Origin of the sequence: Pseudomonas lurida (assembly GCF_013522705.1) — a bacterium.
Lineage (GTDB): Bacteria > Pseudomonadota > Gammaproteobacteria > Pseudomonadales > Pseudomonadaceae > Aquipseudomonas > Aquipseudomonas quebecensis.
This window is the reverse complement of record NZ_JAAMRE010000003.1, coordinates 82,543-107,148: the sequence shown is the minus strand read 5'-3', so window position 1 is coordinate 107,148 and position 24,606 is coordinate 82,543. Positions and strand designations below refer to the sequence as shown.

Genomic DNA, 24,606 nt, shown 5'->3' with positions numbered 1-24,606 from the left:
TAATTTGGAAAACTCAAAATGTCTGCTTCTCGGATGAATCCGAACATCTTGCGCCTCACACTTGCCCAGGCTTTATCTGGTGCCAACTCAGTGGTGGTGTATGCCACTGGAGCAATCATCGGTAACATGCTTGCGCCAAGTCCGACCTTGGCAACGCTTCCGATCTCAATATTTGTCATCGGAATGGCTTTGGCCACCTTACCTATAGGCCATATATCCCGCCGCTTCGGTCGTAATTCTGCGTTTGCCGTCGGAAATATCTGTGGTGTTATCGTCGGCCTCCTTGCCGCCTACGCCCTGTATGTCAGTTCGTTCATACTGTTTTGCATCGCTATGCTTTTCGGCGGTGCTTATGCTGCGGTTGTACTGACCTTCCGCTTCGCTGCTGCCGAATGCGTCAATTCAGACGATCGTCCCAAAGCGCTGTCGACCGTACTGGCTGGTGGTGTCGCCGCTGGCGTGTTGGGCCCTCAATTGGTCAGTGCGACCATGGATCTCTCTCCTCATACTTATGCACTGACGTATATCGCGGCCGCTGGTCTTGCTGCGCTGACGGGCTGGATTCTGTGGGGCGTTCGCTTCAGCCCGCAGATAGCACATAGTGAGGCCCGGCCTTCTGGCTCCATCGCAGAGGTGCTTCGCCAGCCTCGCTTTGTCATCGCTATGGCATGCGGGGTTGTCAGTTACATGATGATGAACTTCATGATGACATCCGCTCCACTGGCGATGGAACTGTGTGGAATTGCCAGAGTGCATTCGAACACCGGCATCGAACTACATGTAATCGCCATGTACGCACCAAGCTTTTTTACAGGCAGGTTGATCAGCCGTTTGGGTGCTCCATTGATCATCCAATTAGGGCTAGGGCTGATAGGCATGGCTGCACTGGTTGGGATGCTAGGGATGAGCGTTGGCCATTTTTGGCTAGCACTGGTATTGCTTGGCGTTGGCTGGAACTTTGGTTTTCTCGGGGCCTCTGCCTTGGTGCTGACCTGCCACACCTCAGAAGACGGGCCGCGCGTACAAGCGATCAACGACTTCGTTGTATTCGGCACTATGGTTTTCGGTTCATTTCTATCTGGCGGACTGCTCGACGCATATGGCTGGACGACCGTCTCCGGTCTAATTCTGGTTCCAGTGCTGCTGGCTATGTTCGGGCTCCTTTGGCTACAGCGTCGCCCATCTAAAGCAAGCGTCCAGCCTCAAACGTAACAGGTCTGCTCGGCACTGGCCTGCTTGCAGCAAGAAGGTCAATGCCATGTGGTTCAGCCTGTTAGGTGGTAAAGCCCTTCGGGGCGAGCACCGCCTTCAAGCGGCTGACTATCGGTAGCCGCTCCGAATGTCAGCTCATTTACTTCGACGCTGCCTCCTCGAATAGCCAGTCTCGAAAAGCGGACAGTTTCGGCAAGCTGGAGCACTCTGCTCGATATACGACGTAATAAGCCAATGGCGACATGCATGATATCTCCGGGAACAAACGTACTAAACGTCCTGCGGCGAGGTCATCGGCTGCCATCACGCTTCGAGCCAGGGCTACACCGTGACCGTCGATTGCAGCCTGTAGAACAGCCGCTGAGTTGTTGATTTGCATGCCGCGTGTCGCAGTGTTGGTGATGCCAGCCGTCTGCAACCACATCTCCCAAGACGGGAAGCCCGTATGCCTATCCATCGACAAATCATGAATCAAGGTCTCGCTTGCCAGATCGCTTGGCTTTTGCAAACGCCAATGTTCGCTAAGCAGTCTTGGTGAACATACAGGGTAGACCTCTTCGCCCATCAGCTTATCTGCCACCAGGCCTGGCCAACTACCTGCGCCGTATCGCACCCCGATATCAATACGCTGAGCGAGGAAGTCCACGGGCTTTAGGTTGGTATCAAGTCTTACATCAGTATCAGGTCGAGCGTTGTGAAAGTGCTCAATCCTTGGCAGCAGCCACTTGGCAGCAAATGCAGGACTTATCGCCACGGTGAGTACGCCTGAAGGGGATGCCTCCTGAAGTCTCTCCATGCCGAGAACCAACCTGTCGAAGCCGGCCCGAATATCCGGCAGCGCACGCTCAGCAGTTTCAGTAGGTATTAACCGCACGCGTCCACTGCTACTGCGCAGAAACAGTGGTGCACCCAGCCAATCCTCCAAGGTGCGTACGAGCTGTCCGACTGCCGCGGGTGTGACATTCAACTCCGCCGCTGCCGCTGAAAAGCTTTGATGGCGGGCGCTGGCTTCAAAGGCGCGTAGGGCATTCAGGTGAACGGGCGATTTCATATCGGTAAAGAATTTCTTTCAAAAAGGAACACTTTATCTCGTTTGTCGGCGTATGCAAATCAGAGAAGAATCCATCCCATATCGAAGCCGGAGCAAAGTCTCTGCTCAGGAAATGCGCCTTGCTGACGTAATGAATCTGTCAGACAAGCGCATCCATCGATGAAGCAGTAAATGGACGCACGAGTGCTACGTGCAGTTTAGCGCAAGGGCGTGAGCTGGATGCTCCGAGATATTTTTTCTTTTACTGAGTCCTGTCGTCGACGGGCGAAAATCGAGGTTTTCAAGATGAGCATTGAATTCAAAGGCAAAAAACTGTTGGTCGTCGGTGGCACCAGCGGCATGGGTCTGGAATCGGCACGCATGGTGCTGGCTGGCGGTGGTAGCGCTGTAATTGTAGGCAACCGCCCGGATAAGACCGAAGCGGCGCGCCAGGAGCTGGCGAAATTGGGTCAGGTATGGGCGGTGACTGCTGACCTATCCAGCAGCGAGGGTTTGAATGCATTGCTCAAAGCCATTGATGAGCAGCATGCAGATGTCGATCTGCTGGTGAACGCGGCTGGCGTTTTCTTCCCTAAACCATTTCTGGAACACGAGGGTGCAGATTACGACCAGTACATGAAGCTGAACAAAGCGTTCTTCTTCATCACTCAGAAAGTAGCCGCCAATCTGGTCGCCAAGAGCAAGCCAGGTGCGATCGTCAACATCGGTTCGATGTGGGCCAAACAAGCCATTGCGGCCACTCCGTCGTCGGCCTATTCGATGGCCAAGGCCGGTCTGCACTCGCTGACCCAACATCTGGCGATGGAATTGGCTCCCAAGCAAATTCGCGTCAATGCGGTCTCCCCTGCGGTCGTACAAACCCCGATCTACGAAGGCTTTATTCCTAAAGCTGAAGTTCATAGCGCACTGCAAGGTTTCAACAGTTTTCACCCAATCGGTCGTGTCGGCACTCCACAGGACGTAGCCGAAGTCGTCTCCTTCCTGCTTTCAGATAAAGCAGGCTGGGTCACTGGCGCGATTTGGGATGTCGATGGCGGCGTGATGGCTGGCCGCAACTGATACACCTCGGGCAGGCACTCGTGCCTGCCTACATTGCTGCACCACCTGGTAAGGAGAAATGCATATGGTCTATCTGCAAATCAACCTCAAGATTGCCGCTGCCAAACGTCCTGAAGCCGCCGGCATCTACCAGACGTACAAGGCGCCCTTCCTCGAAACCATCAAGGGTGCGCAGTCCAAAGAGCTGCTTGTACGCGATGAGGATGTGCAAGTGCTGCACGGCTTTGACACCACAGAAAACGCACGCGCCTACCTGCAAAGCGAGCTGTTCACGGCGGACGTCGTCGAAGCTCTGAAACCACTGCTCGATGCCGCACCCGATGTGCGCATCTACCTAGCCGCCTAAGCCGCGTTATAAGCGCAGCAAGGCGACGCATGCCCAAATTTTCAAGAGGAATACCGTCATGATGCAAGACTGGAACGCTTACCGTGAAACCCTTCTGGAACGCGTAGGCGATTACGCAAAACAGAGCCCCGACGTTATGCGCGGCCTGATGACTATCGACAACGCTGCTGCCAAGACAGGTCATTTGGAAGCCAAGTTTCACGAAATGATCGCCCTCGCCGTGGCCGTTACCACGCGCTGCGATGGATGCATCTCTGTGCATACTAAAAAGGCTGTCGAAGCCGGCGCAACGCTGGAAGAAATCTCCGAAGCATTGGGTGTTGCAATCGCCCTCAATGCCGGTGCTGCGCTCACCTACTCGGCGCGTGTCATCGAGACATACCAACAGCTCCCGAAAGCATAAGTCGCAGTGACAGGTGCCCGCTTCCCTAGGGCACCTGTCAGCGCGTTATTTGGAAAGTCGTCATGCTGATCAACTCAGATTTCTCACGCCGCGCATTCGTGGCGTCCCACAAGTATGAATGGGTCTCTTCACCTCAAAGTGGTGTAGAGCGCGTGATGCTGGATCGCGTGGGAGCAGAAAAAGCCCGTGCAACCAGCATAGTGCGGTATGCACCCGATTCGTACTTCCCACACCACATGCACCCAGGCGGTGAGGAGATCCTTGTGTTGGCCGGTACTTTTTCTGAGGACGACGAAGATTATCCCGCTGGCTGGTATCTGCGTAACCCACCCGGCTCTGGACACCGCCCCTCCAGCTGTGAGGGCGCGACTATCTTCGTCAAACTTCAGCAAATGCGCGACGACGAAGCCCAACACGTGCGGATTGACACCAGCGACCCAAACAATTGGCTCCGTCACGGTGATCGTGAGATCTGCCCCTTGTTCTCAGACCAATCTGAGGAAGTCTGTTTAATTCGACTGCCTGCATCTGAAGCGCTCCTCTCAACGCCCGTACAAGGCGCGGAGTTGTTGGTGCTGGAAGGTGAAGTGGTTGTGAGTGAGCGCTCTTTTACCTCTGGTAGCTGGGTGCGCACACCCGCTGGAGAAATCCCCCCTATTATCGCCGGCGAACAGGGTGCCACCGTCTATCTCAAGACAGGCCATCTGGCCGACCTGACGGCAGAGGTCTAAATGCGACACGTACGCACTGTCATCGTCGGAGCAGGCTTGAGCGGCCTGTATGCCGCTTACCTACTTGAACGTCAGGGTCGCCAGGATTACATGCTTCTGGAGGCGCGTGATGTGCTCGGAGGCCGAATCGCATCAGTCAGAGCGCCCCACGACCGGGCGTCGACAAATACCTTTGATCGATTTGATTTAGGGCCCACTTGGTTCTGGCCCGACTTCCAGATTGAACTGCATCAACTGATTGTGCAGCTAGGCCTGGAATACTTCGAGCAGTTCGACACTGGCGACATGATGATGGAACGCGCGTCGAGTGATTCGCCGGCACGCATGCGTGGCTATGCCAGCTCACCGGCCTCTATTCGCTTGAAAGGTGGCATGTCGGCACTCATAGACGCACTGAGCCGAGCGCTGGACTCAAAACGAACGCTTACCGATCAGACCGTCCTCTCGATTCGCGCCACACCGGCCAATGTAGAAATTGATAGCACAGACTCTGCCGGAAACCTCACGACCTGGTGCGCAGAACAAGTCTTGCTGGCAATGCCTCCGCGTCTCGTAGAGCGCAACATCAAGTTCGAGCCAGCATTGCCAACCGAGCTGGCTCGACAGTGGCGAGACACTGCCACTTGGATGGCGCCTCATGCCAAATACCTTGCGATCTACGACAGACCATTCTGGCGGGAGCAGGGGCTGTCCGGTGCAGCGCGGAGCGCGCGAGGCCCATTGGGCGAAATACACGATGCGTCCATGCCTGATGACAGCGCGGCGCTATTTGGCTTCTTCGGTGTACCGGCGTACGTCCGTAAAGCGGTTCCCGAGGATGTGCTGCGCGAACACTGCCATGCACAACTCGTACGTCTCTTTGGATCACAGGCAGCGGAACCACGCGCTGACTTCATCAAGGACTGGGCGCAGGATCCTTTGACCTCTACCGAAGCTGATCTTAGCTCGGCTGGCCATCCCACAAATACTCCCCAAGCTGCGGCGAGTTCAGGGATTTGGAAGGGGCGACTGACCGGCATCGCCAGTGAATGGTCACCACAGTTCCCTGGATACGTTGCCGGTGCCATTGAGGCCACGTCGCTGGCAATTCGGGCCTTATCGCCATTGCCGGACTAAACGAATACCCCCCCATTCGTTGAGGAAGAGAACATGCCAGATCAACGTTTTGACTTTCACGGAGCACTTGGAACAGTGCTGTCTGGACGAATTGAGCGTCCACAGACCACACCTCGTGGGTGGGCTATTTTTGCCCATTGTTTCACTTGTGGAAAGGAAAGCCTCGCGGCAGCGCGGATTGCACGAGCCCTTGCACTGAACGGGATTGGTGTACTGCGTTTTGACTTCGCAGGACTCGGGGGTAGCGAAGGAGAATTCGCTGACTCAACTTTCGCCGCTGATGTGGGTGATCTCATCGCCGCAGGCCGCGCTATGACTGAAGCAGGCCATCCTCCTTCATTACTGATTGGCCACAGTTTGGGTGGGGCGGCAGCGTTGAGTGCCGCCGCCGAAATGCCCTCCGTGCAAGCAGTGGCAACCATCGGTGCTCCTGCCGATGTGAAACATATCCTTCATCAGTTCGACAATGACGCTCTCGCGCAGATCGAGACAGAGGGCGAAGCGCAACTTCTACTGGGTGGTCGCCCTTTCACAGTACGCAAATCATTCGTAGACGACGCTCGACAGCAGAATCTCGAAGAGCGTATTGCCCAGATGGGCAAGCCATTGTTGGTCTTGCATGCTCCTGGCGACAATGTGGTCGGAATCAACAACGCTTCAAGGATCTTCCTGGCGGCGCGCCACCCTAAGAGTTTTGTTTCGCTGGACGATGCCAACCATCTGCTAACACGCCGGGCTGACTCGGACTATGCAGCATCAGTAATCGCTGCTTGGGCCGCCCGCTACCTGCCCAAGTTGGTCGATGACATCGCCGATATCTCTACGGGCGAAGGTGTAACTGCAGAGGAGACAGGAGCGGGATTGTTCCAGCTCAGATTGAGCACCGGCGCTCACCATTTGCTCGCGGATGAACCGAAATCCGTGGGAGGACTCGCAAGCGGACTGTCACCCTATGAGCTCGTTTCTGCAGGTTTGGCGGCATGTACGGTTATGACCATGCGCATGTATGCCCGCCGCAAAGGAATTCCGCTCCAACGTGCCAGTGCCCACGTCATGCACGCCAAGCGAAACGACCAGTCACCTGCGGATCTTTTCACTCGTTCGATCACTTTGAACGGGCCTCTCGACGATGAGCAGCGCCGAAAGCTTCTGGCCATCGCCGATAGATGCCCCGTCGATATGACGCTCGTTCGCGGTTCAGATGTCAGCACTTCTCTAGTTGAGAGCGACGCTTTAGTGGATGACGAAGAGCCCCTCATTAAGCCGATCTCCTGAGGAACTGAACATGAGACTACGAGGCAAAACTGCTTTGATCACTGGCGCAACCAGTGGCATTGGTCTGGCGACTGCACAGCTGTTTGTCGAAGAAGGAGCCCGAGTGGTCATTACTGGCCGAGACGCAGAACGTCTCAAACAGGTTGGTGCAGAACTGGGCGGCGCAGTGACAACGATTCAGGCCGATGTACGCAGCCTCAATGATATGCAACGCATGGCTCGAAAAGTTGCCGAGACGTTTGGTGAAGGTGGTTTGGACATTTTCTTCGGCAATGCTGGCGTGGCGTTCTCCACACCCCTGCTCACTACCGAAGAGGCTCGCTTTGACGAGCTTATGGCCGTCAACGTCAAAGGTCTGTTCTTCTCCATGCAAGCCATTACACCTGTGCTGCGTGACGGCGCCTCAGTCGTACTCAACTCCGCCTGGCTAAACGCGGTCGGCATGGGTGGTTTCTCTGCCTTGGCCGCGACCAAGTCAGCCGTACGCTCATTTGCTCGTTCGTGGTCATGCGAATTAATGGATCGAAAAATTCGCGTCAACGCCGTAAGCCCTGGTGCAGTAGACACGCCAATCTTCGAATTGGAAGGTGCCACGCCTGAACGATTGGCCGAGACAAAGCGGCAAATGGCGCTTCGAATTCCTGCTCGCCGGTTGGGGGATCCACACGAGATTGCCCAAGCCGTGCTGTTTCTTGCCAGCGATGAATCGCGCTACATGTTGGGTGCGGAGATTGTTGTTGACGGGGGCTTCGCCCAGCTTTGAATCGATGAAGCGCTGAACCCACTCACGTCAAATCTGACCTAACCATAGGACACAAGACCATGAAAAATACTTACCAAGCAATGCAAGTGACCCGGCCTGGAGTCCTCGAAATGGTGGATCGCCCGATACCTACTCCATGTACCGGAGAGGTATTGATTGAAGTCGAAGCGTGCGGCATCTGTGGTGCCGACATAAGCGACATCGAAGGTGCAGATCCAACGCTGCAACCACCACGGGTACCAGGTCATGAGGTGGTTGGCCGTATAAAGGCGCTCGGCGCTCACACCTCTTCCATCTGGAAGATTGGCCAACGCGTAGGGGTGGGCCGACTCGGCGGACACTGTAACGAGTGCCCCCAATGCCGTCAGGGCAACTTTCAACTTTGCCCTAACCAACATTTCGTTGGTGCTACCTGTGACGGTGGCTATGCCGAGCTGATGATCGCTCGCAGCAGCGGACTGGTGTCGATCCCCGACGAGCTCGACGCAGTGGAGGCCGCCCCGCTCCTCTGCGCAGGTATAGCGACCTTCAATGCCCTAAAAAAATGTGGTGCCAACGCGGGTGACACCGTGGCCATTCTTGGTATAGGAGGCCTCGGACACATGGCGCTCCAGTATGCGCGCCGCATGGGTTTTAGAGTCATCGCCGTGGGCCGAGGTCAAGACATTGCAGATGATGCGCTGGCATTGGGGGCGCATCTCTATATCGACACCAATAACGAAGATGCTGCAGCAACGCTCAACAGCTTGGGCGGTGCTCAGGCCATCGTCAGCACCGTCGGTCATCCCGACGCCGTGTCTGCGGTGATGGGCGGATTGGCACCTCAAGGAAGGTTGATTCTGCTTGGAGCACACAAGTCACCCCTGCCCGTGTCGTCTGGACAGTTAGTCGTCGGCGAACGCAGTGTGTGCGGATCCCTCACAGGCACACCCTACGAAAATGAGCGCACCTTGGATTTCAGCGTGCTCACGGATGTACGTCCGAGAATCGAGGTCATGCCACTCGAACAAGCCAATGAGGCCTTTCAGAAGTTGAAGTCTGGTGAAGCCAAATTCCGGATTGTGTTGACTGTCGCAGGTGAAAGTGTGGCACAGAATGGTTTGCCCTAAGCGTCATCGCTCTCGTGCGCTAACACCTAGCGCACAGTGTCGCACTTGCGATTGCATTGAAATCGGTGATGGAGATTCAGAATGACGTTCAAGAGCTCAGGCCAGAGCACTGACACAGCGGCTAGCAACGCATCAGTCGCGCCTTTTATCGTTCTGATGACGAGCCTTGCAATGATTGCGTTCGCAGCCAACTCATTGCTCACCAGGGCAGCTTTTCAAACGACCGACATCGATGCGGCTTCATTCAGTGGCATCCGAGTGATATCGGGCGCACTGACATTACTGATAATTTTCCTGGCTCAGGGCGGAAAAATTAAACAGCTCAAAGCGCAGTGGTGGGCCGCAGTCTTTCTCTTCACATATGTCGCCGCCTTTTCCTTCGCCTACCGTGACATCAGTACCGGCGCAGGCGCATTGATACTCTTTGCATCTGCACAAGTCCTTATGATTTCTTATGGGCTCCGGAGGGGGGAACGCACAAGCATCTTCGGGCTGTTCGTTGCTCTCGGGGGAATGATTGCTTTTCTTGCCCCATCCGCATCGGCACCGCCTGCCTATGCTGCCGCGTTGATGGCAGTTGCAGGAATCGCGTGGGGCGCTTTCTCAGTGGCGGGAAAGGCTAACGAGTCTCCACTCGTCAAGACAGCGAGCAGTTTTCTTGGGGCAATTCCCTTTGCTGTTGTGCTCGTGCTTTACCAACATGATCATCTGCGTGTCGATACTACCGGGGCGTGGTATGCAGTGATTGCTGGAGGTTTAACGTCAGCCGTTGGATACGCGATCTGGTATTGGGCACGGGTTCGAATGACCACTATTACTGCCGGGGCCGTTCAGCTTTCAGTCCCCATCTTGAGCATGGTACTTGGCGTTCTCATCCTCAGCGAGGACATCACAATGCTCAGCGGCATTTCGGCCTTAGTGACATTGAGCGGTGTCGCGTGGGTCTCATTGACCACCAAGCAAAAGAAACTCTGACGATGCACCGATACGGGTGTTCCCCCCCGTCTTTCAAAAGTCGGTGACGGTGATTAGGCATGCCCAGCCACCGGAGGTAGCTGGACACCGTTCATCAGCGAAGATTGATCAATCCGTCAATACAGGTAACGGCTTCGCCTCCGACCTTGATGACCTCATCGCTCACTTCGAGATTGATGAAACCCGCGCGGCCCAAAATTTGACCCTGACTGGCTCGAAATTGACTGCCAAATGCTTCGGCCTGCCCGGTATGTCGGATAAAAGCCGCCATGGCTCCGTTTCCACTGCCGCAAACGGGATCTTCGCTAACACCGCAAGCTGGAGCAAAAGCGCGTATTTCTACATCTGCAGTGCCGTCAACCGGGTACTTGCCGAAAACAATTACCCCAGTTGCTCTATCGCGTAGATTGCTTACCTTCATACTCTGCAAATCAGGCTTATTCGCAATCACCTGCTGAGCACTGGCGAGCTGGACGACAACCCAACGTGCACCGACGTCAACAAGAACAGGTGGATACTCACGTGATATGGATGTGCCCAAACAGGCCTCCAATTCATCAATGCGTTGAGTATCAAATGGCTCGAACTTCGGATGGGGGAGCTCAAACGAGATTAACTGCTTTCCGGCCTCGTCAATGGTGACATCAAGCCGCACCAACCCAGCACCGCACTCTTGAACTACGACGCCGTCGGTGGGAGCGATGGCGCCGGCCTCTATGAGAGCGTGTGCGGTGCCGATAGTTGGATGGCCCGCGAACGGGAGCTCTGATCCAGGCGTGAAAATGCGAACGCGATAATCGGCCTGCTCTTGAGTTTTCGGTAATACGAAAGTGGTTTCTGAAAGGTTCGTCCAATTGGCAATCTGTTGCATCTCGGCGTCCGACAGCTCCTTCGCATCGAGAACGACTGCCACAGGGTTACCTTTGTATCGTTCGAAAGTGAACACATCAACTTGCTTAAAACTGACGCTGTGCATGATTGGTCGTCCAATAGGGTTGAGAGTCACTGAATTTTAGTTTCTTACCCTTTTTGGATACAGCTACAGTCAGCACATTGATTTATGAGTACAATTCAAAGCCACTCATGTGCATATTTTTTTAGATATCCTGCTAGGTACAGCAAATAGCACCGAAGAGTCGAATTATTCTATCTGAGAGAAGCAATTTGCCCGGCGCTCCCGTCATATCTGTCAGCTCAAAGCTCGATTCATTTAGCTCGTTCAACACATAGTGGATCTCTTAGGGAACCCACGACCTCATCGTACAGTGTATCTACGGCACGAGATCCCTTTGAGTCCCGGCTCCGCATCAGCACGACTTCAATTACTGGAAGCTCGGGTAAACCTTGCCGCGCATCCAGCATCTTTAGAGTAGGTGGAAGGCTGCACCGCGTAAGCACAGCAACTGCCATTCCGCTTTGAGCAGCAGCAATCTGCCCGCCGATATTAGGACTGTTGTAGACAACTCGATACTCACGTTGCTGAGCCTCAAGCGCTGCCAGTATCTCGGTACGCAACCGTCCGCCTAATTCATGCACTGCAATCGGTAGCGGGCTGCGCTTCCAGATCTCGTGTTGTTCAGCGGCGCCCCACACCAAGGCCTCCCTGAAGAGCAACTCACCACGTGAAGGTGCATCACGGGTTACCAGCGCCAAATCGATCTCACCCCGATCAACCTTTGCGAGCAGCGCTGTGGACTCTTCACATACCAAAGTGACCTCGACCTCACCGAAGCGCGCAGCAAAGTGTCTGAGCACTGGCACCAGGTACGGCACTGCATAGTCGTCAGGAACGCCAAGAGACACCCGTCCTGAAAGAGCCCCACCATGCATAGCAAGCACCAGCGTCGAGTGAGACGCCAGCAACCTGCGCGCATAGCCCAGCAGATCGAAGCCAGCGGGCGTCAGAGACAGTTGCCTAGGCTCGCGGTTGAGCAAAGGGCGACCGATACTATCTTCTAGCTTCTTCAGTTGCATGCTGACGGCTGACTGCGAGCGCGATACCTGTCGCGCTGCCGCCGTCATGGAACCGGTATCAACCACAGCCACGAACGTTCGTAGCCAGTCAATCTGCAAATCCTTGGAGTGCATCACTAAACCTTAGCCATTCGAAACTCGAATGGCGATTATAAAACTTATTCGCTTTTCTTGGATCGCTCAGCGCCCCCAAAATGACGCCTGAATAGAGGTACAACCTAATCCAGTGAGGTGGAATGGTGTTAAGTGTCGATGCAAGCTCAGTAGAATTGGATAAATACGAAATATGGAGCGGCTTCAAACAGCTATTGCCGATCTCCATGTTCGTTGTGGTCTTTGCGATTGCCTTCGGGCTTGCTGCCGCGCAGACAGGGCTGAGCGAAGCGTCAACTCTTCTAATGAGTATTCTGGTATTTGCCGGCGCAGCACAATTTGCCGTGCTTGACCTCTGGGGTCAGCACGTCCCGGTAATACCGTTGGTGATCACGGTATTCGCGATCAATGCCCGCCATCTGTTGATGGGAGCAACCCTGTACCCCTGGTTACGCGAACTACCACGCGCCAAGCGTTACGGCGTGATGATGGTGGTTTCCGACGCCAACTGGGCGATGTCGATGCAGGCGTTCAACAGCGGCAAGCGAGGCATGGGACTGCTGTTTGGGGGCGGTCTTGCGCTGTGGTCGGCTTGGTCGCTTGGCAGTTGGCTGGGGCTGAAGTTTGGAAGCGTCATTCAGAACCCAGTGAGTCTAGGCCTCGACATGGTGATGGGCTGTTTTCTTCTCGCGATGGTGCTCGGAGGTCAAAAAAACCTGCGTATGTTGGTCATCTGGAGTGTGGCAGCCGTAGCGTCCTTATTGGCCTATTTGTATTTGCCTGAAAACAGTCACGTTGTTACTGGAGCATTGGCGGGTGGTTTGCTGGGCGCAGTGTGGACGGAGAAAAAGAATGAGCATTGAAATATCAGGGTTCGGCACGCTGTACATCATTCTGATCATGGCAATTGTCACACTCGCGACCCGATGGGGTGGCGTATTCGTGATGTCATTTGTGCCCATCAACTACAGGGTGCAGCAGTTCATCAGCGCCATGTCTGGATCGGTATTGGTGGCGGTGCTGACACCGATGGCGATCACGGGTGATAACGGCGCGCGACTCGCATTGCTAACGACTGCCATTGTGATGCTAACACTGCGCAAATCTCTTCCAGCGATTGCAGCCGGGATTTTGATGGCGGCTGTGTTCAGGCAGCTTCAGGTCACCTTGTAATCTAAACTGTCACTCCCCTGCGAAGGCGAAACCTTGATCCGCGCGCAATTTTCGCCTTCACTCTGGTCGCAGTGATTGCCAACACAACCTTGGCCCTGCGACCATGGTGTCGATCAGCAAGAACTTGGTATGACCGCTACCAATCTCAAAGCGACGTTGTTCCTTACTGCTTTACTCTCGCAGTTCATCGAATAGCACGTTGCCTGCTTCCGCAGTTCCTAACTCTCTCACTGCCTCTCATGAAATTCTTATTCAGAATCATTGGCCGTGGATGGCGCCCGTGTTCCAGCTCAGAGCGGAAGCTGAGACTGTTAGCATGCGGCTGAACATCGAGGATCCCAGGCAGCAGCATGCTGCCATCCCGGGACGCTCAGCGAAACATGGGTATGGGCTACCAGTTAGAAAGAAGGTTTTGTTCCCTCTCAAGATTGGCGGCCCCTGCTCGAACCTAGCACGGCGTGCTCAATCCATCTGATACAAAAGGCGGAAGCTGCGTTGCAAAGCGCCAACACGCCCCTCATATTCCCTTCAGAAAACTAGATTGCGAGTGATCCATGACCAGTAGAAAGGATGTTCTGGCCCGATTGGCGAAACAGGTGCGCGAATCACGTGGTGAAATTCGTGCCGGACTAGATGCCGTAGAAAAAGAACTTCGGGAGGCTGTTGGGGAGCTAAATCTGTATGCAACAGGGGAGCATGTTAATCTCGGTTATATCGATGAGAATGACTGAGAGTATGGCCAGTTCTATTTTGATGGCCAGCATCTTAGGGTTCTAACGTCTTCTACCATTGATGATGCCATGCAACAGGGCACGCCCTATGAAGGGCATATGACCATCAAAAACATTAGCGAATTGAGTGATGAAAAGCTGACGAAGCTCGCCTCCCCCGCAGCGATCGACTCCATATGGAATGCGGTTGAAAAAAGTCTGACTCAACTGCTAGGCGAAGCAAAGAGTTCTGCGCAGTTATTGTCGGAGTTTTCGAACAATCAAAGCGAGGCTGTTCATGACGATCTCACGGAGTTGATGAACGGTAGCTATCTTGAAAAGCAATGGAACAAAGCTCGCATTGCGATACTGACCGATCCAGCCGACTCAATCTCTCATACCAATGCTTTCGTCGAATCTGTCTGCCGCCATTACCTTGAAACCAGGGGGTTACCCCTCCCAACTGAACTCGTCATTACGAAGCTCATAGGACAAGTAGTTAATGATTTTCCGGCACTTAAGCTCCCGGATGGAACCGCTTACGGTGACGACATAGCAAGGCTTTTCGGCGGAGTGAAATCAATTGCTCAGGGAGTGGGTGTTTTGCGCACGCATGTCAGCAGTGCACATGGCGGGAACAAGGCCGCGCATCATGCCGAAGCGCGTCTTGCTAACAATTTGGCTGGCGCAATTGCCGTCTACATTTTGCAGAAGCTCAAAGGTCATATGGAACAAGCTCAGTGAGGAGAAGCTGAATGTTATCGAATGATCGTTTTCACACTGTAGGCGCCGTAAACACGACGCACAATCGCATTGTGGGGCTTAGGAGATGAGAACCACCCGGGTCACCAGGTGGCTCTACGCTGAGGGAAGACTAGGCCACATTAGAGCGTCGCGGAACTGGTTGTTCTAAAGGAGGACATTCAACGAACAGTTCATCGCAGGCGGCAGAAGGCGCAAGGTCTCCCTCCCACTTAGCGACCACAGCACAGGCGATGGAATTACCCACGGCATTTGTTGCAGATCGTCCCATATCCAGGAAAGTGTCGATGGCCATGACAAGCAGAATACCCTCCTCTGGTAACCCAAAGTGTGTCAGCGTTGCCGCGATGACGATCAATGATGCTCGTGGCACACCAGCAATGCCCTTGGAGGTAACCATCAGCATAAGCAACATGCTCACCTGAGTTGCCAAGGACATGTCGATGCCATACGCCTGAGCGATAAACAGCACCGTGAAGGTGCAGTAAACCATGGTGCCATCGAGGTTGAAGGAGTATCCGAGTGGCAGGACAAATCCCGATATCTTGCGTTTGACACCAAACTTATCCAGACAAACCAGAAGCTGCGGGAACGCAGCCTCGGAGCTGGCGGTAAAGAACGACAGAAAGAAAGGCCCTTTGACGCTTTTGATCAGGGTGAACACGCTTTTGCCCAGCACCATGTACCCGGCAAAAATCAGTAGTGCCCACAGGACAACAAGTCCGAGGTAGAAACAGCCGATGAACTTCGCGAAGGTAATAACGACGCCAAGGCCTTTGAGTGCGATGACGTTGGCAAGCGCGGTGAACACAGCTACAGGGGCGAGCCACATCACGAACGTGGTGATCTTCAGCATCATGTGGCCGATAGACTCGACCACATCAACGAAGGGCTCTCCGGATTTCCCCAGAGTAGCCAAGGCGGTACCGCAAAAAATGGAGAATACGACAATCTGCAATACTTCATTCTGCGCCATTGCTTCGGCGATCGAGCGAGGCACCAAGTGAGTGATGAAGTCTTTGAGTGAGAAGACTGAAGTGTTGAGATTCGTCTGAGCGTCCGCTGCTGGAAGCGTCAATCCCATGCCGGCGCCAGGGGCCAAGAGGTTGGCCATGAGCATCCCGAGAAAAAGAGAAACCAGGGATGCGCCTATAAACCAAGTCATGGCTTTGGCGCCCACGCGGCCAATATCGGAAGAGTCACCCATCCTCGCAAGACCTGGAACTAACGTCGCAAATACCAACGGCCCGATGATCATCTTTATGAGGCGCATAAAGATATCAGTGCCAATGCTCAGATAACCAGACAATTCGGCAATGCGCTGAGGGTCACTGACTGAATGATGGATTGCAGCACCCAGTAGGATACCCAGCACCATTGCAACCATAATGCTTCTTACTATTATTTTGTTCATATATAGCCTTCATTAAAGAATGGCAGAAAGTATCCATTCAGTAAATGCCTGTTATTATTAACAGAAGGGGTTTATTAACCTCCGACCTGGAACATCGCGCCCATACCTGGCACGAGCAGGCGGCACCACTTTTAAAACAGCCAACCATACACTTCGGCCACCTCACCAGAAGCAGCTCCGATACTCGGCTCAGGAAGTGAATAAGTACAATCGATATTTGATATACCCTTATCCAGCTAGTGGATGAGGGTATGAAAAGAAGATAATACGAATAGCGCTTATAACGCAATCCACTGATTCACCCAGCGAGAAATAACTTCCCCTAGTTTCTTCGGCTGCTCTAACGGGATCATATGGCCAGATTCACGGATCAGTGAAAATTCAGACCCTTGGATACGCTCCGCGATTTCAAGCATCTCCTCTGGGGAGCGCAATTTGTCTTGATCAGCAGCAATCAAAAGCGTCGGCTGGGACACGCTAGACAGCGACTCTAGATCACTCTCACGTACAACCTGAGATTGCTTCAAAAAGACATCTTTACCAAGTTTAATACTCATGGCCTGAACTCTGTCAACCAACCGCTGATTCCCGCGATTAAGATCGCCAAACCCTTTAGCGATGACGCTTTTACTCAAACCGGCAAAGTCACTTTTGGATATTTGCTCATGCGCAAAGTTTTTTTGAGAGATCTGCTGCTCGGTATCGGCTCGACTGGAACTGGCAATGACAATCAACCCCTTCACCCGCTCCGGGGCAAGTCGCACGACCTCACGTGCCACATAACCACCCATGGAGAACCCGCAAATAACAAAGCTCGGGGGAGCAGATACCACCACATGCTCGGCCATCTCTCTAATAGACGTGCCACGGATATCAATGCATGTAACCCGTACATTGGCAGGCAACTCTGGAATGAGGTCGCTCCATAAGTCATCCGACAACATAAATCCTGGCAAGCAGACCAATTCCAAAATTTTCATCGTGATCCGCTTCCGCCTAAATTGAATTGATGAATAGCACTATACATAAAATGAATTGCAGCATTCTGCGTCGAAGAACAGAATAGGCACAAAATAATAACAGGATAATTACCGCATGGTGTGCACCTACCCCAGAATTTATATAAGGTCAGACAATGACACTCAGCAGCACATTAGATTCAAAGAATCTCATAAACGACCCCAGTAAAATCAATGTCTGTGCAATCATCGCGCTATGCCTGGCAGCAACAATAATTACACTTGACCTGTCATTGATCAACACCGCCCTGCCAACTATTTCAAGTGCACTCGGTGTAACATCATCGCAGACGATCTGGTTAATTACGACTTACCAGATTTCCGTCATTGCTCTACTACTACCATTTGCTTCACTTGGCGAAATTTTCGGCCACAAGAAAGTATTCTTTTTCGGACTGATTCTGTTCACCTCATCCTCGTTTTTGGCGGGTGTTTCAACAGACCTCCTGTGGCTCATTGTCGCCCGCTCTCTTCAGGGCATCGGCGGCGCTGCGATTGGCAGTGTTGTAACAGCGCTGATCAAACAATGTTATCCGCCAGAAAAGCTAGGCAAAGGCATGGGTATATATGCTCTTGTTGTCGGTCTATCCTTCACCGCCGGCCCAACGGTAGCCGCTTGCGTGCTAGCTGTAGCCAATTGGCATATGCTTTTTTTGCTGAATGTGCCAGTCGGCATCTATTGCCTGTACCTGACACGAAAGCACGTTCCTGCTACGGACATGTCTAGACGCTCCTTCGACTTCTTTGGCGCGGTTTTATGTATCGCCCTTTTCGTACTCGCCATTCTGGGTCTGGTGACTTTGGCTCATTCAGGATTCGACTCAGAAGCGGTCTATGAACTGTTAGCTGCAGGTGCATGCTTTCTGATTTTGATTTTCCATCAAAGAAAGCACGCCTCCCCGATGCTTGCGACAGACCTGTTCAAGTCCGCGCAATTCAGCTTCTCTTCCCTGACTTCAATTTTTGCGTTCATGACACAGGGCGTTGCCTTCATCGCCCTCCCCTTTCTCTTCCATGATTTTCTGTCTGCAACGCCCATGATGACCGGCCTGTACATCACACCATGGCCTGCAGTTGTGGCCTGCATGGCGATCGTCAGCGGCGCGTTGTCGGACAGAATGAATCCAGGCAGCTTGTGCACTGCCGGGCTATTCATTCTCGCCATCGGCATGCTCAGCCTGTGCTTCCTGCCGGACGAGATCGGATTTATTGACATCGCCTGGCGGATGATGATTTGTGGCTTGGGTTTCGGACTCTTTCAGGCGCCCAATCTCAAGACCATGATCTCCAGCGCCCCCAAACATCGAAGCGGTAGCGCAAGTGCAATGGTCGCTCTGTCGCGTCTGATCGGACAAACCCTAGGAGCCGCTTCTGTGGCCTTTGCCTTTCACACGCAGCCTGACAGAGCGCCCTACTTCGCACTGTGGCTAGGTGTGATCTTTGCAGGGATCGGAACAATCTTTTCAGGCATCCGATTGATTAAACACAGATAATCACCTACAACGCCTTTTCAAACCTGGAATGAGTTTCTCAGTCCAGTGAGTTACACGACTCGGTTATGAGCGATCTCATCCACACGTGCGGTGCACTATTTTGATTTCGTTTGTGCCAATAAAGCTCCCAGTTAAACGTGGGGCAAAAAAATGGCATTTCACTCCACGCAATCACGCCGTCAGGTAGTTGCCTGGCAAGCTTTTCTGAAAACACCGCGATGTAGTTCGTATCGGAGAGTACAGCAGGCAGGATTAACCAGTGTGGTACAGTGATAACTATGTTTCTTTCAAGTTTGCTCTCTACAAGAGTGTTATCTACAAAACGCAGGTCGTGAGATGTCACCGCAACATGAATATGCCCCGCTGCGAGAAACTCATCCATTGACATTTTTTTACCTGCTAGAGGATGCCCAGGCCGCATAACGCACACCAATCGATCCGTGAATACCGGCTGGCTTACAATGCTATTAGTGTGCTCCAATTGAGTGGACACGGCGAAATCTAAGCGTTCATCCTCAAGGCCTTTTAAAGTCTCATCGATGGAAATATGTTTGACGTCCAGCTTCATGGCTGGCGCGTCCAGCTCCAATCGGCGAAGCAACTTGGGCAGAACCAGATAGCTCACCAGGTCGGACATTCGCCCTACAGAGTGATGTTCACTGGTCGAGGCATCGAACATGACATCCGAATTCATCAGTCGCTCGGTTTCCCTCAGGATACGACTAACGCCCACGCTCAATTCAAGCGCCCGCGCGGTGGGCTCCATGTTGCCACCCACCCTGACAAAAAGATCATCTTTGAACAACAGTCGAAGACGGGCAAGCGCACTACTCATTGCGGGTTGGCTCATGGGAACCTTCAATGCCGCCCTAGTCACGTGACGCTCCGTCATCAGCGTGTCAAAAATGACGAGAAGATTCAGGTCAACCGATCGCAAATTCATGATCTCACCTTTCCACAAACTACAAAAACGCTATAGAGCATCATCAATGATGCTCTATAGCGTTCCATTATAACCCGAATGAAAATAGATAGATTAGCCTAAGCCAGAATTACTGCCATCGGCGCACTCATCTTAATCAGGCATTGACGCTTTCAGCCGCACAGTTCAAAATCCAAAGTTGAACTTCGTTGAGCGATTTTTCCTGAATATCGGTATATAGCTCACAGCTTTCCAACACACTCGCACCCAACGCCCTTTCGAACTCAGCCTTGGCGGCATTAGACGCATAGGCCTTTTGCTCAGTCCCACCGAGATTCGATTGAAAGATGCCTGCAGCACTTACAGGAAGGAAATCCTCGTAAAGGACAGGCGTGACCTCAATCACTCCGATCTTGATAAGATCTTCGACATCAGTGTTCATACTAAGGCCGGTGGCATCCTCGCGCGCAACACGGTACTTGAAATACGCAAGTTTTTTAGTCCGAATTTCGTCCAGATCGTCTGGGAATTCACTGAACACCTGGCTCAAGACTTTATCGTAATCGACTTCCTCACCGATCGATGCCCTGGCTTGATTGAGCAATCGATCGTACAACGCCATACCTTTTGGCGTCAGCGCTATGCCTCGCTGCTCGATTTCTCCAAAACGTGCGGTATGGGTGCCCTCTTCACTAGCGCCTTGGAAAGACACCGTTTCCTCCAGCGCCTTGAAGCTCGTCTGGCGAAGTAAGATAGGCACGTTACGCCGAGGTGGGCCTTCGATGATGTTTTTAGGAGTTACCCCTCGCTTCGGCATCTCGTGTTGCGCCTTATCAATGTCCAGCGTACGAGGCGTCAGGTGATTGATGTGCGGCCCTCTGAAGCTGACCACATCCGCCACAAGGCGGTGAGCCGAATGAAGCCGTTCGTACGTCGCTGCGTGTACGGTTGCCTCATTGTGCCAACGGAAAGTTTCGAGGATTTCCTCGACGAACTCTTTGGCCTGCCGGTCATCCAGCCCTCCCCGCTGCTCAACGATTTCGAGCAACTCAAGCGCCCGAGCGGTGTAGATGTTTCGTTTGCTCAGAATCTGAGAGGCGACCTCCCTAAGATCTGGATCGTCGATCAATTCCAGACGCAGAAGCGAGGTGAACACTCGGAATGGATTCTTGGACAAAGACGCCCGCGTGGTAGGTCGAAATGCAGTGGCGTGAACAGGAATGCCGGCAACGCTCAAATCGTAGTAATTGACAGGATCCATACCCAACACAGCAAACACCCGGCGCATGGTCGAAAGTTCGGTGGCGGTGCCAAGTCGAATGGCACCGTGGTATTCCTGGGAAAGTCGGGCTAAGTCGTCGTTATTTTTCAGGCAGATCTCAAGGGCAGGATCTTGATCCAGAACCTCTCGGTTCACTCCAGACACAATATCGAGAAGCGTCGAATATTGAGGCACCTCGTCTTTGTACATCTGAGACATTCTCTCTGAGAAAATCGATCTGATTTCATCAGGGGATACAACGGCCTCATTTGAATTTGCTGCATTCATCACCAATCCACCAATGCTGTATTTATTTTGAAGCTGAGGAGGACAGCGCAGGGGGATGCAATTCACCCCGAGTCGCCTCCTCAGCATCTGTCGCCGGCTGTTAGTGCTTCAAGGAAGCCATCAGGTCAACTTCTACGCTTGCATTACGAGGAAGAGCCGCGACACCCACGGCTGTGCGTGCATGTCCAGCGGCCTCACCGAGTACCGCCTGCAGCACCCCGGAGGCGGCATCGGCAACTTGGGTCTGCTGAGCAAAACCCTCGGCGCACTGAACGAAGACGTTCACTCGGGTAACCGCGCTGATGTTGGCGAGCGAACCCACAGCGTCCTTAAGAACCGCCAGCAACCGTATGGCAGCGATTGCAGCCCCACGCTTGGCGTCCTCGAGACTTACCTCACTTCCAACCTTTCCCGAAACGACTACTTCATTTCCGACTTTCGGGATCTGGCCACTGAGAAATACGCTGGCTCCGTCGATGACTGCGGCCTTGTAAAGCCCGGCGGGGCCTGCGAGTGAGTCAGCATTGATTCCAAAGCTCGACGCAAGCGTTTCAAATTCAAGATCAGGATTGTGTGCCATTTAAAAACTCCTTCGTTCCTCAAGCCTAAGCTGGGGGATGACGAACTATTTCGAAAATGCTTCCTGACGCGCGAAAACGTCGGAGGGGGCGATGCCCACCAGGTTCTCGTAGATGACTGGATCCGTGGCACCCTCAGCACCAAACAGCATTACTTGGCTGTTCTGGTTGAGCCCCAGTTGTGCTTTCAGCTCAGGCAACTGAGCCGCTTTCAACAACACGCTATAACCCGCTGCAGACGTCTCACCACATACGATTGGCGCATCGCCGCCGCCATCGGCCAGTGCCTTCATGGCATCGACAGCCCAGGTGTCCGGCACAGCAAGATAGTCAGTGCACAACCACTCCAGGATCTTCCAGGCGGCAGGTGACACTTCGCGGCACGCCAAGCCAGCCATAATGGTGCGCAGACTGCCAGAGGATGGCGTAGCGATGCCTTGGACAGAGCTCTGATAGAGGCAGTCCGCCTCAGTAGGCTCAATCATGACGAAACGAGGCAGGTTGTCCTCTTTGAGCTCTAGCGCGATGCCAAGGAAGATCGCCGCCGCAATGCTGCCCACACCGCCTTGCATGAAAACGTGGGTGACTTTGGACAAGTCAGGGACAGCTGCAATTGCCTCTTCCACCATCACCATGTAGGCATTCATGACGTGGCGCGGCAGCGGCTCGTTGAAATCGTCCCAAGAGGTGCTGCTGACGAAATGCCAACCGTTCATGCGACCGTCTTCCTTGGCGCGTTTAACGGAAGCCTCGTACTCGCCATCGATGCGGATCACGATCGCACCGTAGCGCTCCATAGCTTCTTTCCTGCCTGGGCTGACATGGCCATGGATATAGACCACGCAACGGCAACCAAAGTTTGCGGCTGCGTATGCCAGGCCACGCCCCTGGTTGCCATCGGTGGCGACGCAGACGGTGACGCGCTCAGTGATGGCTTTGAATTCTTTCGAGCGCAGCTGTGCAGCGGTAGGTCTTATGCCCGTTTCCTTCTCGACAGCATCGGCGAGGAGCATGTAGACCGTGTACGGGGCACCCAATGCCTTGAAGCTACCGAGCTCGCGACCGAAACGCTCGCTCTCGTCTTTGAAGAAAATTTTGCCCAGCCCCAGCGATCGTGCTTGCTGGTCTAGCGACCACAGTGGCAGCACCTTGTATCCAGGCCAGCTTTGAACTTCCTCGACCGCAGATCCCCAGCCCATGAGATTGGACACGGCGGTGGCGGCAGCTGCGCGCTTCTCAGCAGTCCAGCTAACGTTAGAACGATGGTACTTGTATTCGGAACTCATATTGTTTTCCTGCCTGACTTGTACTTCTTATTTAAACTGGCGACCGCATCAAAGATTTTCGTTTTCTTGACGAGATCGAGTGCGCCCACAGCATCCACAACAGACGAAGCTAATTTCGCCAACGCCCTGTTTAAAGGCAAATCCCTTTTTTATATAGTCAAATCCACAAGACAAATAAAGCCAAAATACACAATAAAAAAATGTTTACACACAAAGAAATGGCAACATCAAAGACATTGCCATTTTCAACTTCCACAAATTATCCGCGCTGTGCTTTCGCTTGATCCACAGCCGCTTTAAGCACGCTTACAGCGACAACCTCAAGTCCAACAGTCAAATCGTCCAGTGGCGGATAAGACGGCGCAATTCGAAGTTGCGAGTCAGTTGGATCTATTGCGCCAGGAAAACAGGAACCAGGAACCGCGAAGGACACCCCGGCGTTATCTGCAAGTTCCACAATCCTACTTGCAGTACCCGGAGCCACATTCAAGCTTACAAAGTATCCGCCTTTCGGCTTAGTCCAGCGGGCAAAATCATAACCGGACAATTTGCTAGAAAATACTTCGTCAACTTTAGCAAATTTAGGTGCAAGCAGATCCCTGTGCTTTCCCATCAACAATTTCACGTTATCGGCACTTTTCAGAAATCGTGTCTGGCGCAGCTGGCTGATCTTGTCTGGCCCGACACTTCTGAGTTTTGCTCGCTCAAGCCACCAATCGGTGTTTCGCTTTGAGGAGACAATGGCAGCCATTCCTGAGCCAGGCAGGGTCATCTTCGAAGTCGACGCGAATACCAGCGAACGGTCAGGATACCCACTGGCCGCGCACAATTCATGGATATTGGCGATCTGCACATCGTCTTGGGCAAGAGGGTGCACCGCGTAGGCATTATCCCAAAAAATCCGAAAATCCCGAGCTGCGACCGGCATAGAGGCGAGTTCGTATATCACACGAGTCGAATAGCTTGTACCTGTTGGATTACTGTATTTAGGCACACACCAAACACCTTTAATCGAGGGATCGTCCAGCACGAGATCTTTGATCATATTGATATCTGGGCCATCTTCCAGCATCGGCACAGCAATCATTTTTATTCCAAAATCTTCACACATTGCGAAATGGCGATCATACCCCGGCACAATACATATGAAACTGATACCGCCCGCAACTTGCGACCAAGGAACATCTCCCTCACAGGTTCCAACTCGCCACGCTTGAGAAATCCACTCATACATCAGTGCGAGACTGGAACTACCGCCGACCACGACATTTTCCACTGGCGCCTCAAGTAACTCAGAAAACAGAGCCCTCGACTCCAAAAGCCCAGCTTGCCCGCCATAATTGCGCGCATCCACACCACTGACGTCAACATAGGGCGGCTCCAAACGGTCAACCAAAAGCTCTTGTGAAAGCTGCAATTGCTCTAGCGACGGTATGCCTCTGGCCATATTCAACTTGAAGCCGAGATCGCAGCAATTTGCATACTGCGCATCAATTTCGGTTGAAAGGCGCTCCAATTCTTCATTAGATAGGCTAGAAAGCATAACGTCGACCATTGATTCCACCCGTCAAAATGTTCAAATCAATCCTGTTT

Annotated in this window: 25 protein-coding genes; 15 read left to right on the top strand and 10 right to left on the bottom strand. The window is 53.2% G+C overall.

Going from position 1 to position 24,606, the window contains the following annotated elements; translation table 11 throughout:
• Nucleotides 1-18: 18 nt before the first annotated feature.
• A complete protein-coding gene (locus tag G7025_RS03845; protein ID WP_181076718.1) occupies nucleotides 19-1,212 on the top strand; it encodes an MFS transporter in 1,194 nt (397 codons plus the stop codon).
• Between the two features lie 139 nt (nucleotides 1,213-1,351).
• Here the strand turns inward: G7025_RS03845 and gcvA are convergent, their stop codons facing one another.
• Entirely contained in the window at nucleotides 1,352-2,263 is a 912-nt protein-coding gene (gene gcvA / locus G7025_RS03840; RefSeq protein ID WP_094065882.1) for a transcriptional regulator GcvA, read from the bottom strand.
• Between the two features lie 285 nt (nucleotides 2,264-2,548).
• Between gcvA and G7025_RS03835 the strand changes: the two genes are divergently transcribed.
• The 9 genes from G7025_RS03835 (at nucleotide 2,549) to G7025_RS03795 (ending at nucleotide 10,040) form a co-directional block, all read left to right on the top strand.
• Entirely contained in the window at nucleotides 2,549-3,322 is a 774-nt protein-coding gene (locus G7025_RS03835) for an SDR family NAD(P)-dependent oxidoreductase (RefSeq protein WP_034138527.1), read from the top strand.
• 64 nt (nucleotides 3,323-3,386) lie between these two features.
• On the top strand, nucleotides 3,387-3,668 hold the full coding sequence (locus G7025_RS03830) for a hypothetical protein (protein WP_034138528.1): 282 nt from the start codon (nucleotides 3,387-3,389) through the stop codon (nucleotides 3,666-3,668).
• A 61-nt stretch (nucleotides 3,669-3,729) separates the two neighbouring features.
• On the top strand, nucleotides 3,730-4,071 hold the full coding sequence (locus tag G7025_RS03825; RefSeq protein ID WP_219855171.1) for a carboxymuconolactone decarboxylase family protein: 342 nt from the start codon (nucleotides 3,730-3,732) through the stop codon (nucleotides 4,069-4,071).
• A gap of 62 nt (nucleotides 4,072-4,133) precedes the next feature.
• Nucleotides 4,134-4,802: a cupin domain-containing protein gene (locus tag G7025_RS03820; protein ID WP_181076717.1), complete on the top strand. Its 669-nt coding sequence runs from the start codon at nucleotides 4,134-4,136 to the stop codon at nucleotides 4,800-4,802.
• Nucleotides 4,803-5,918, top strand: a complete 1,116-nt coding sequence (locus G7025_RS03815) for a flavin monoamine oxidase family protein (RefSeq protein WP_181076715.1) — start codon at nucleotides 4,803-4,805, stop codon at nucleotides 5,916-5,918.
• A gap of 33 nt (nucleotides 5,919-5,951) precedes the next feature.
• Nucleotides 5,952-7,193 carry a bifunctional alpha/beta hydrolase/OsmC family protein gene (locus tag G7025_RS03810; protein WP_181076713.1) on the top strand — a complete coding sequence of 414 codons (1,242 nt, stop codon included), beginning with the start codon at nucleotides 5,952-5,954 and terminating at the stop codon, nucleotides 7,191-7,193.
• Nucleotides 7,194-7,203: 10 nt separating this feature from the next.
• Nucleotides 7,204-7,956, top strand: coding sequence for an SDR family oxidoreductase (locus G7025_RS03805; RefSeq protein ID WP_181076712.1), 753 nt, complete (start codon nucleotides 7,204-7,206; stop codon nucleotides 7,954-7,956).
• Between the two features lie 59 nt (nucleotides 7,957-8,015).
• Complete coding sequence (locus tag G7025_RS03800) at nucleotides 8,016-9,065, top strand: alcohol dehydrogenase (protein ID WP_181076710.1); 1,050 nt, start codon at nucleotides 8,016-8,018, stop codon at nucleotides 9,063-9,065.
• Between the two features lie 81 nt (nucleotides 9,066-9,146).
• Complete coding sequence (locus G7025_RS03795; RefSeq protein WP_219855163.1) at nucleotides 9,147-10,040, top strand: DMT family transporter; 894 nt, start codon at nucleotides 9,147-9,149, stop codon at nucleotides 10,038-10,040.
• 94 nt (nucleotides 10,041-10,134) lie between these two features.
• Here the strand turns inward: G7025_RS03795 and G7025_RS03790 are convergent, their stop codons facing one another.
• Complete coding sequence (locus G7025_RS03790; RefSeq protein WP_181076708.1) at nucleotides 10,135-11,016, bottom strand: PhzF family phenazine biosynthesis protein; 882 nt, start codon at nucleotides 11,014-11,016, stop codon at nucleotides 10,135-10,137.
• Nucleotides 11,017-11,246: 230 nt separating this feature from the next.
• Nucleotides 11,247-12,128 carry a LysR family transcriptional regulator gene (locus G7025_RS03785; protein ID WP_181076707.1) on the bottom strand — a complete coding sequence of 294 codons (882 nt, stop codon included), beginning with the start codon at nucleotides 12,126-12,128 and terminating at the stop codon, nucleotides 11,247-11,249.
• A gap of 122 nt (nucleotides 12,129-12,250) precedes the next feature.
• Between G7025_RS03785 and G7025_RS03780 the strand changes: the two genes are divergently transcribed.
• From G7025_RS03780 to G7025_RS03770, 4 genes are all read left to right on the top strand, one after another.
• Nucleotides 12,251-12,970 (top strand): AzlC family ABC transporter permease, encoded by a 720-nt coding sequence (locus G7025_RS03780; protein ID WP_052198973.1) that lies wholly within the window; start codon nucleotides 12,251-12,253, stop codon nucleotides 12,968-12,970.
• A complete protein-coding gene (locus G7025_RS03775; protein WP_181076705.1) occupies nucleotides 12,960-13,280 on the top strand; it encodes an AzlD family protein in 321 nt (106 codons plus the stop codon). The genes G7025_RS03780 and G7025_RS03775 overlap by 11 nt, the downstream gene beginning before the upstream one ends.
• 554 nt (nucleotides 13,281-13,834) lie before the next feature.
• The gene (locus G7025_RS26690) at nucleotides 13,835-14,011 is read left to right on the top strand and encodes a hypothetical protein (protein ID WP_258197635.1); all 177 of its coding nucleotides are present in this window, start codon (nucleotides 13,835-13,837) and stop codon (nucleotides 14,009-14,011) included.
• Between the two features lie 99 nt (nucleotides 14,012-14,110).
• Nucleotides 14,111-14,734 carry an abortive infection family protein gene (locus G7025_RS03770; protein ID WP_258197634.1) on the top strand — a complete coding sequence of 208 codons (624 nt, stop codon included), beginning with the start codon at nucleotides 14,111-14,113 and terminating at the stop codon, nucleotides 14,732-14,734.
• Nucleotides 14,735-14,864: 130 nt separating this feature from the next.
• Here the strand turns inward: G7025_RS03770 and G7025_RS03765 are convergent, their stop codons facing one another.
• The gene (locus G7025_RS03765; RefSeq protein ID WP_181076703.1) at nucleotides 14,865-16,166 is read right to left on the bottom strand and encodes a dicarboxylate/amino acid:cation symporter; all 1,302 of its coding nucleotides are present in this window, start codon (nucleotides 16,164-16,166) and stop codon (nucleotides 14,865-14,867) included.
• 278 nt (nucleotides 16,167-16,444) lie between these two features.
• Nucleotides 16,445-17,146, bottom strand: a complete 702-nt coding sequence (locus G7025_RS03760; RefSeq protein WP_181076702.1) for an alpha/beta fold hydrolase — start codon at nucleotides 17,144-17,146, stop codon at nucleotides 16,445-16,447.
• A gap of 155 nt (nucleotides 17,147-17,301) precedes the next feature.
• Here G7025_RS03760 and G7025_RS03755 point away from each other — a divergent pair, with 155 nt between their 5' ends.
• The gene (locus G7025_RS03755; protein WP_181076700.1) at nucleotides 17,302-18,678 is read left to right on the top strand and encodes an MFS transporter; all 1,377 of its coding nucleotides are present in this window, start codon (nucleotides 17,302-17,304) and stop codon (nucleotides 18,676-18,678) included.
• A 37-nt stretch (nucleotides 18,679-18,715) separates the two neighbouring features.
• Here the strand turns inward: G7025_RS03755 and G7025_RS03750 are convergent, their stop codons facing one another.
• From G7025_RS03750 to G7025_RS03730, 5 genes are all read right to left on the bottom strand, one after another.
• Entirely contained in the window at nucleotides 18,716-19,621 is a 906-nt protein-coding gene (locus G7025_RS03750; RefSeq protein ID WP_181076699.1) for a LysR family transcriptional regulator, read from the bottom strand.
• Between the two features lie 136 nt (nucleotides 19,622-19,757).
• The gene (hglS, locus tag G7025_RS03745) at nucleotides 19,758-21,149 is read right to left on the bottom strand and encodes a 2-oxoadipate dioxygenase/decarboxylase HglS (protein WP_181076958.1); all 1,392 of its coding nucleotides are present in this window, start codon (nucleotides 21,147-21,149) and stop codon (nucleotides 19,758-19,760) included.
• A 100-nt stretch (nucleotides 21,150-21,249) separates the two neighbouring features.
• The gene (locus G7025_RS03740) at nucleotides 21,250-21,729 is read right to left on the bottom strand and encodes a RidA family protein (RefSeq protein ID WP_181076697.1); all 480 of its coding nucleotides are present in this window, start codon (nucleotides 21,727-21,729) and stop codon (nucleotides 21,250-21,252) included.
• Nucleotides 21,730-21,774: 45 nt separating this feature from the next.
• Nucleotides 21,775-23,013, bottom strand: a complete 1,239-nt coding sequence (locus G7025_RS03735) for a diaminopropionate ammonia-lyase (protein WP_181076696.1) — start codon at nucleotides 23,011-23,013, stop codon at nucleotides 21,775-21,777.
• Between the two features lie 259 nt (nucleotides 23,014-23,272).
• Nucleotides 23,273-24,568: an aminotransferase gene (locus G7025_RS03730; RefSeq protein ID WP_258197633.1), complete on the bottom strand. Its 1,296-nt coding sequence runs from the start codon at nucleotides 24,566-24,568 to the stop codon at nucleotides 23,273-23,275.
• Nucleotides 24,569-24,606: the final 38 nt, after the last annotated feature.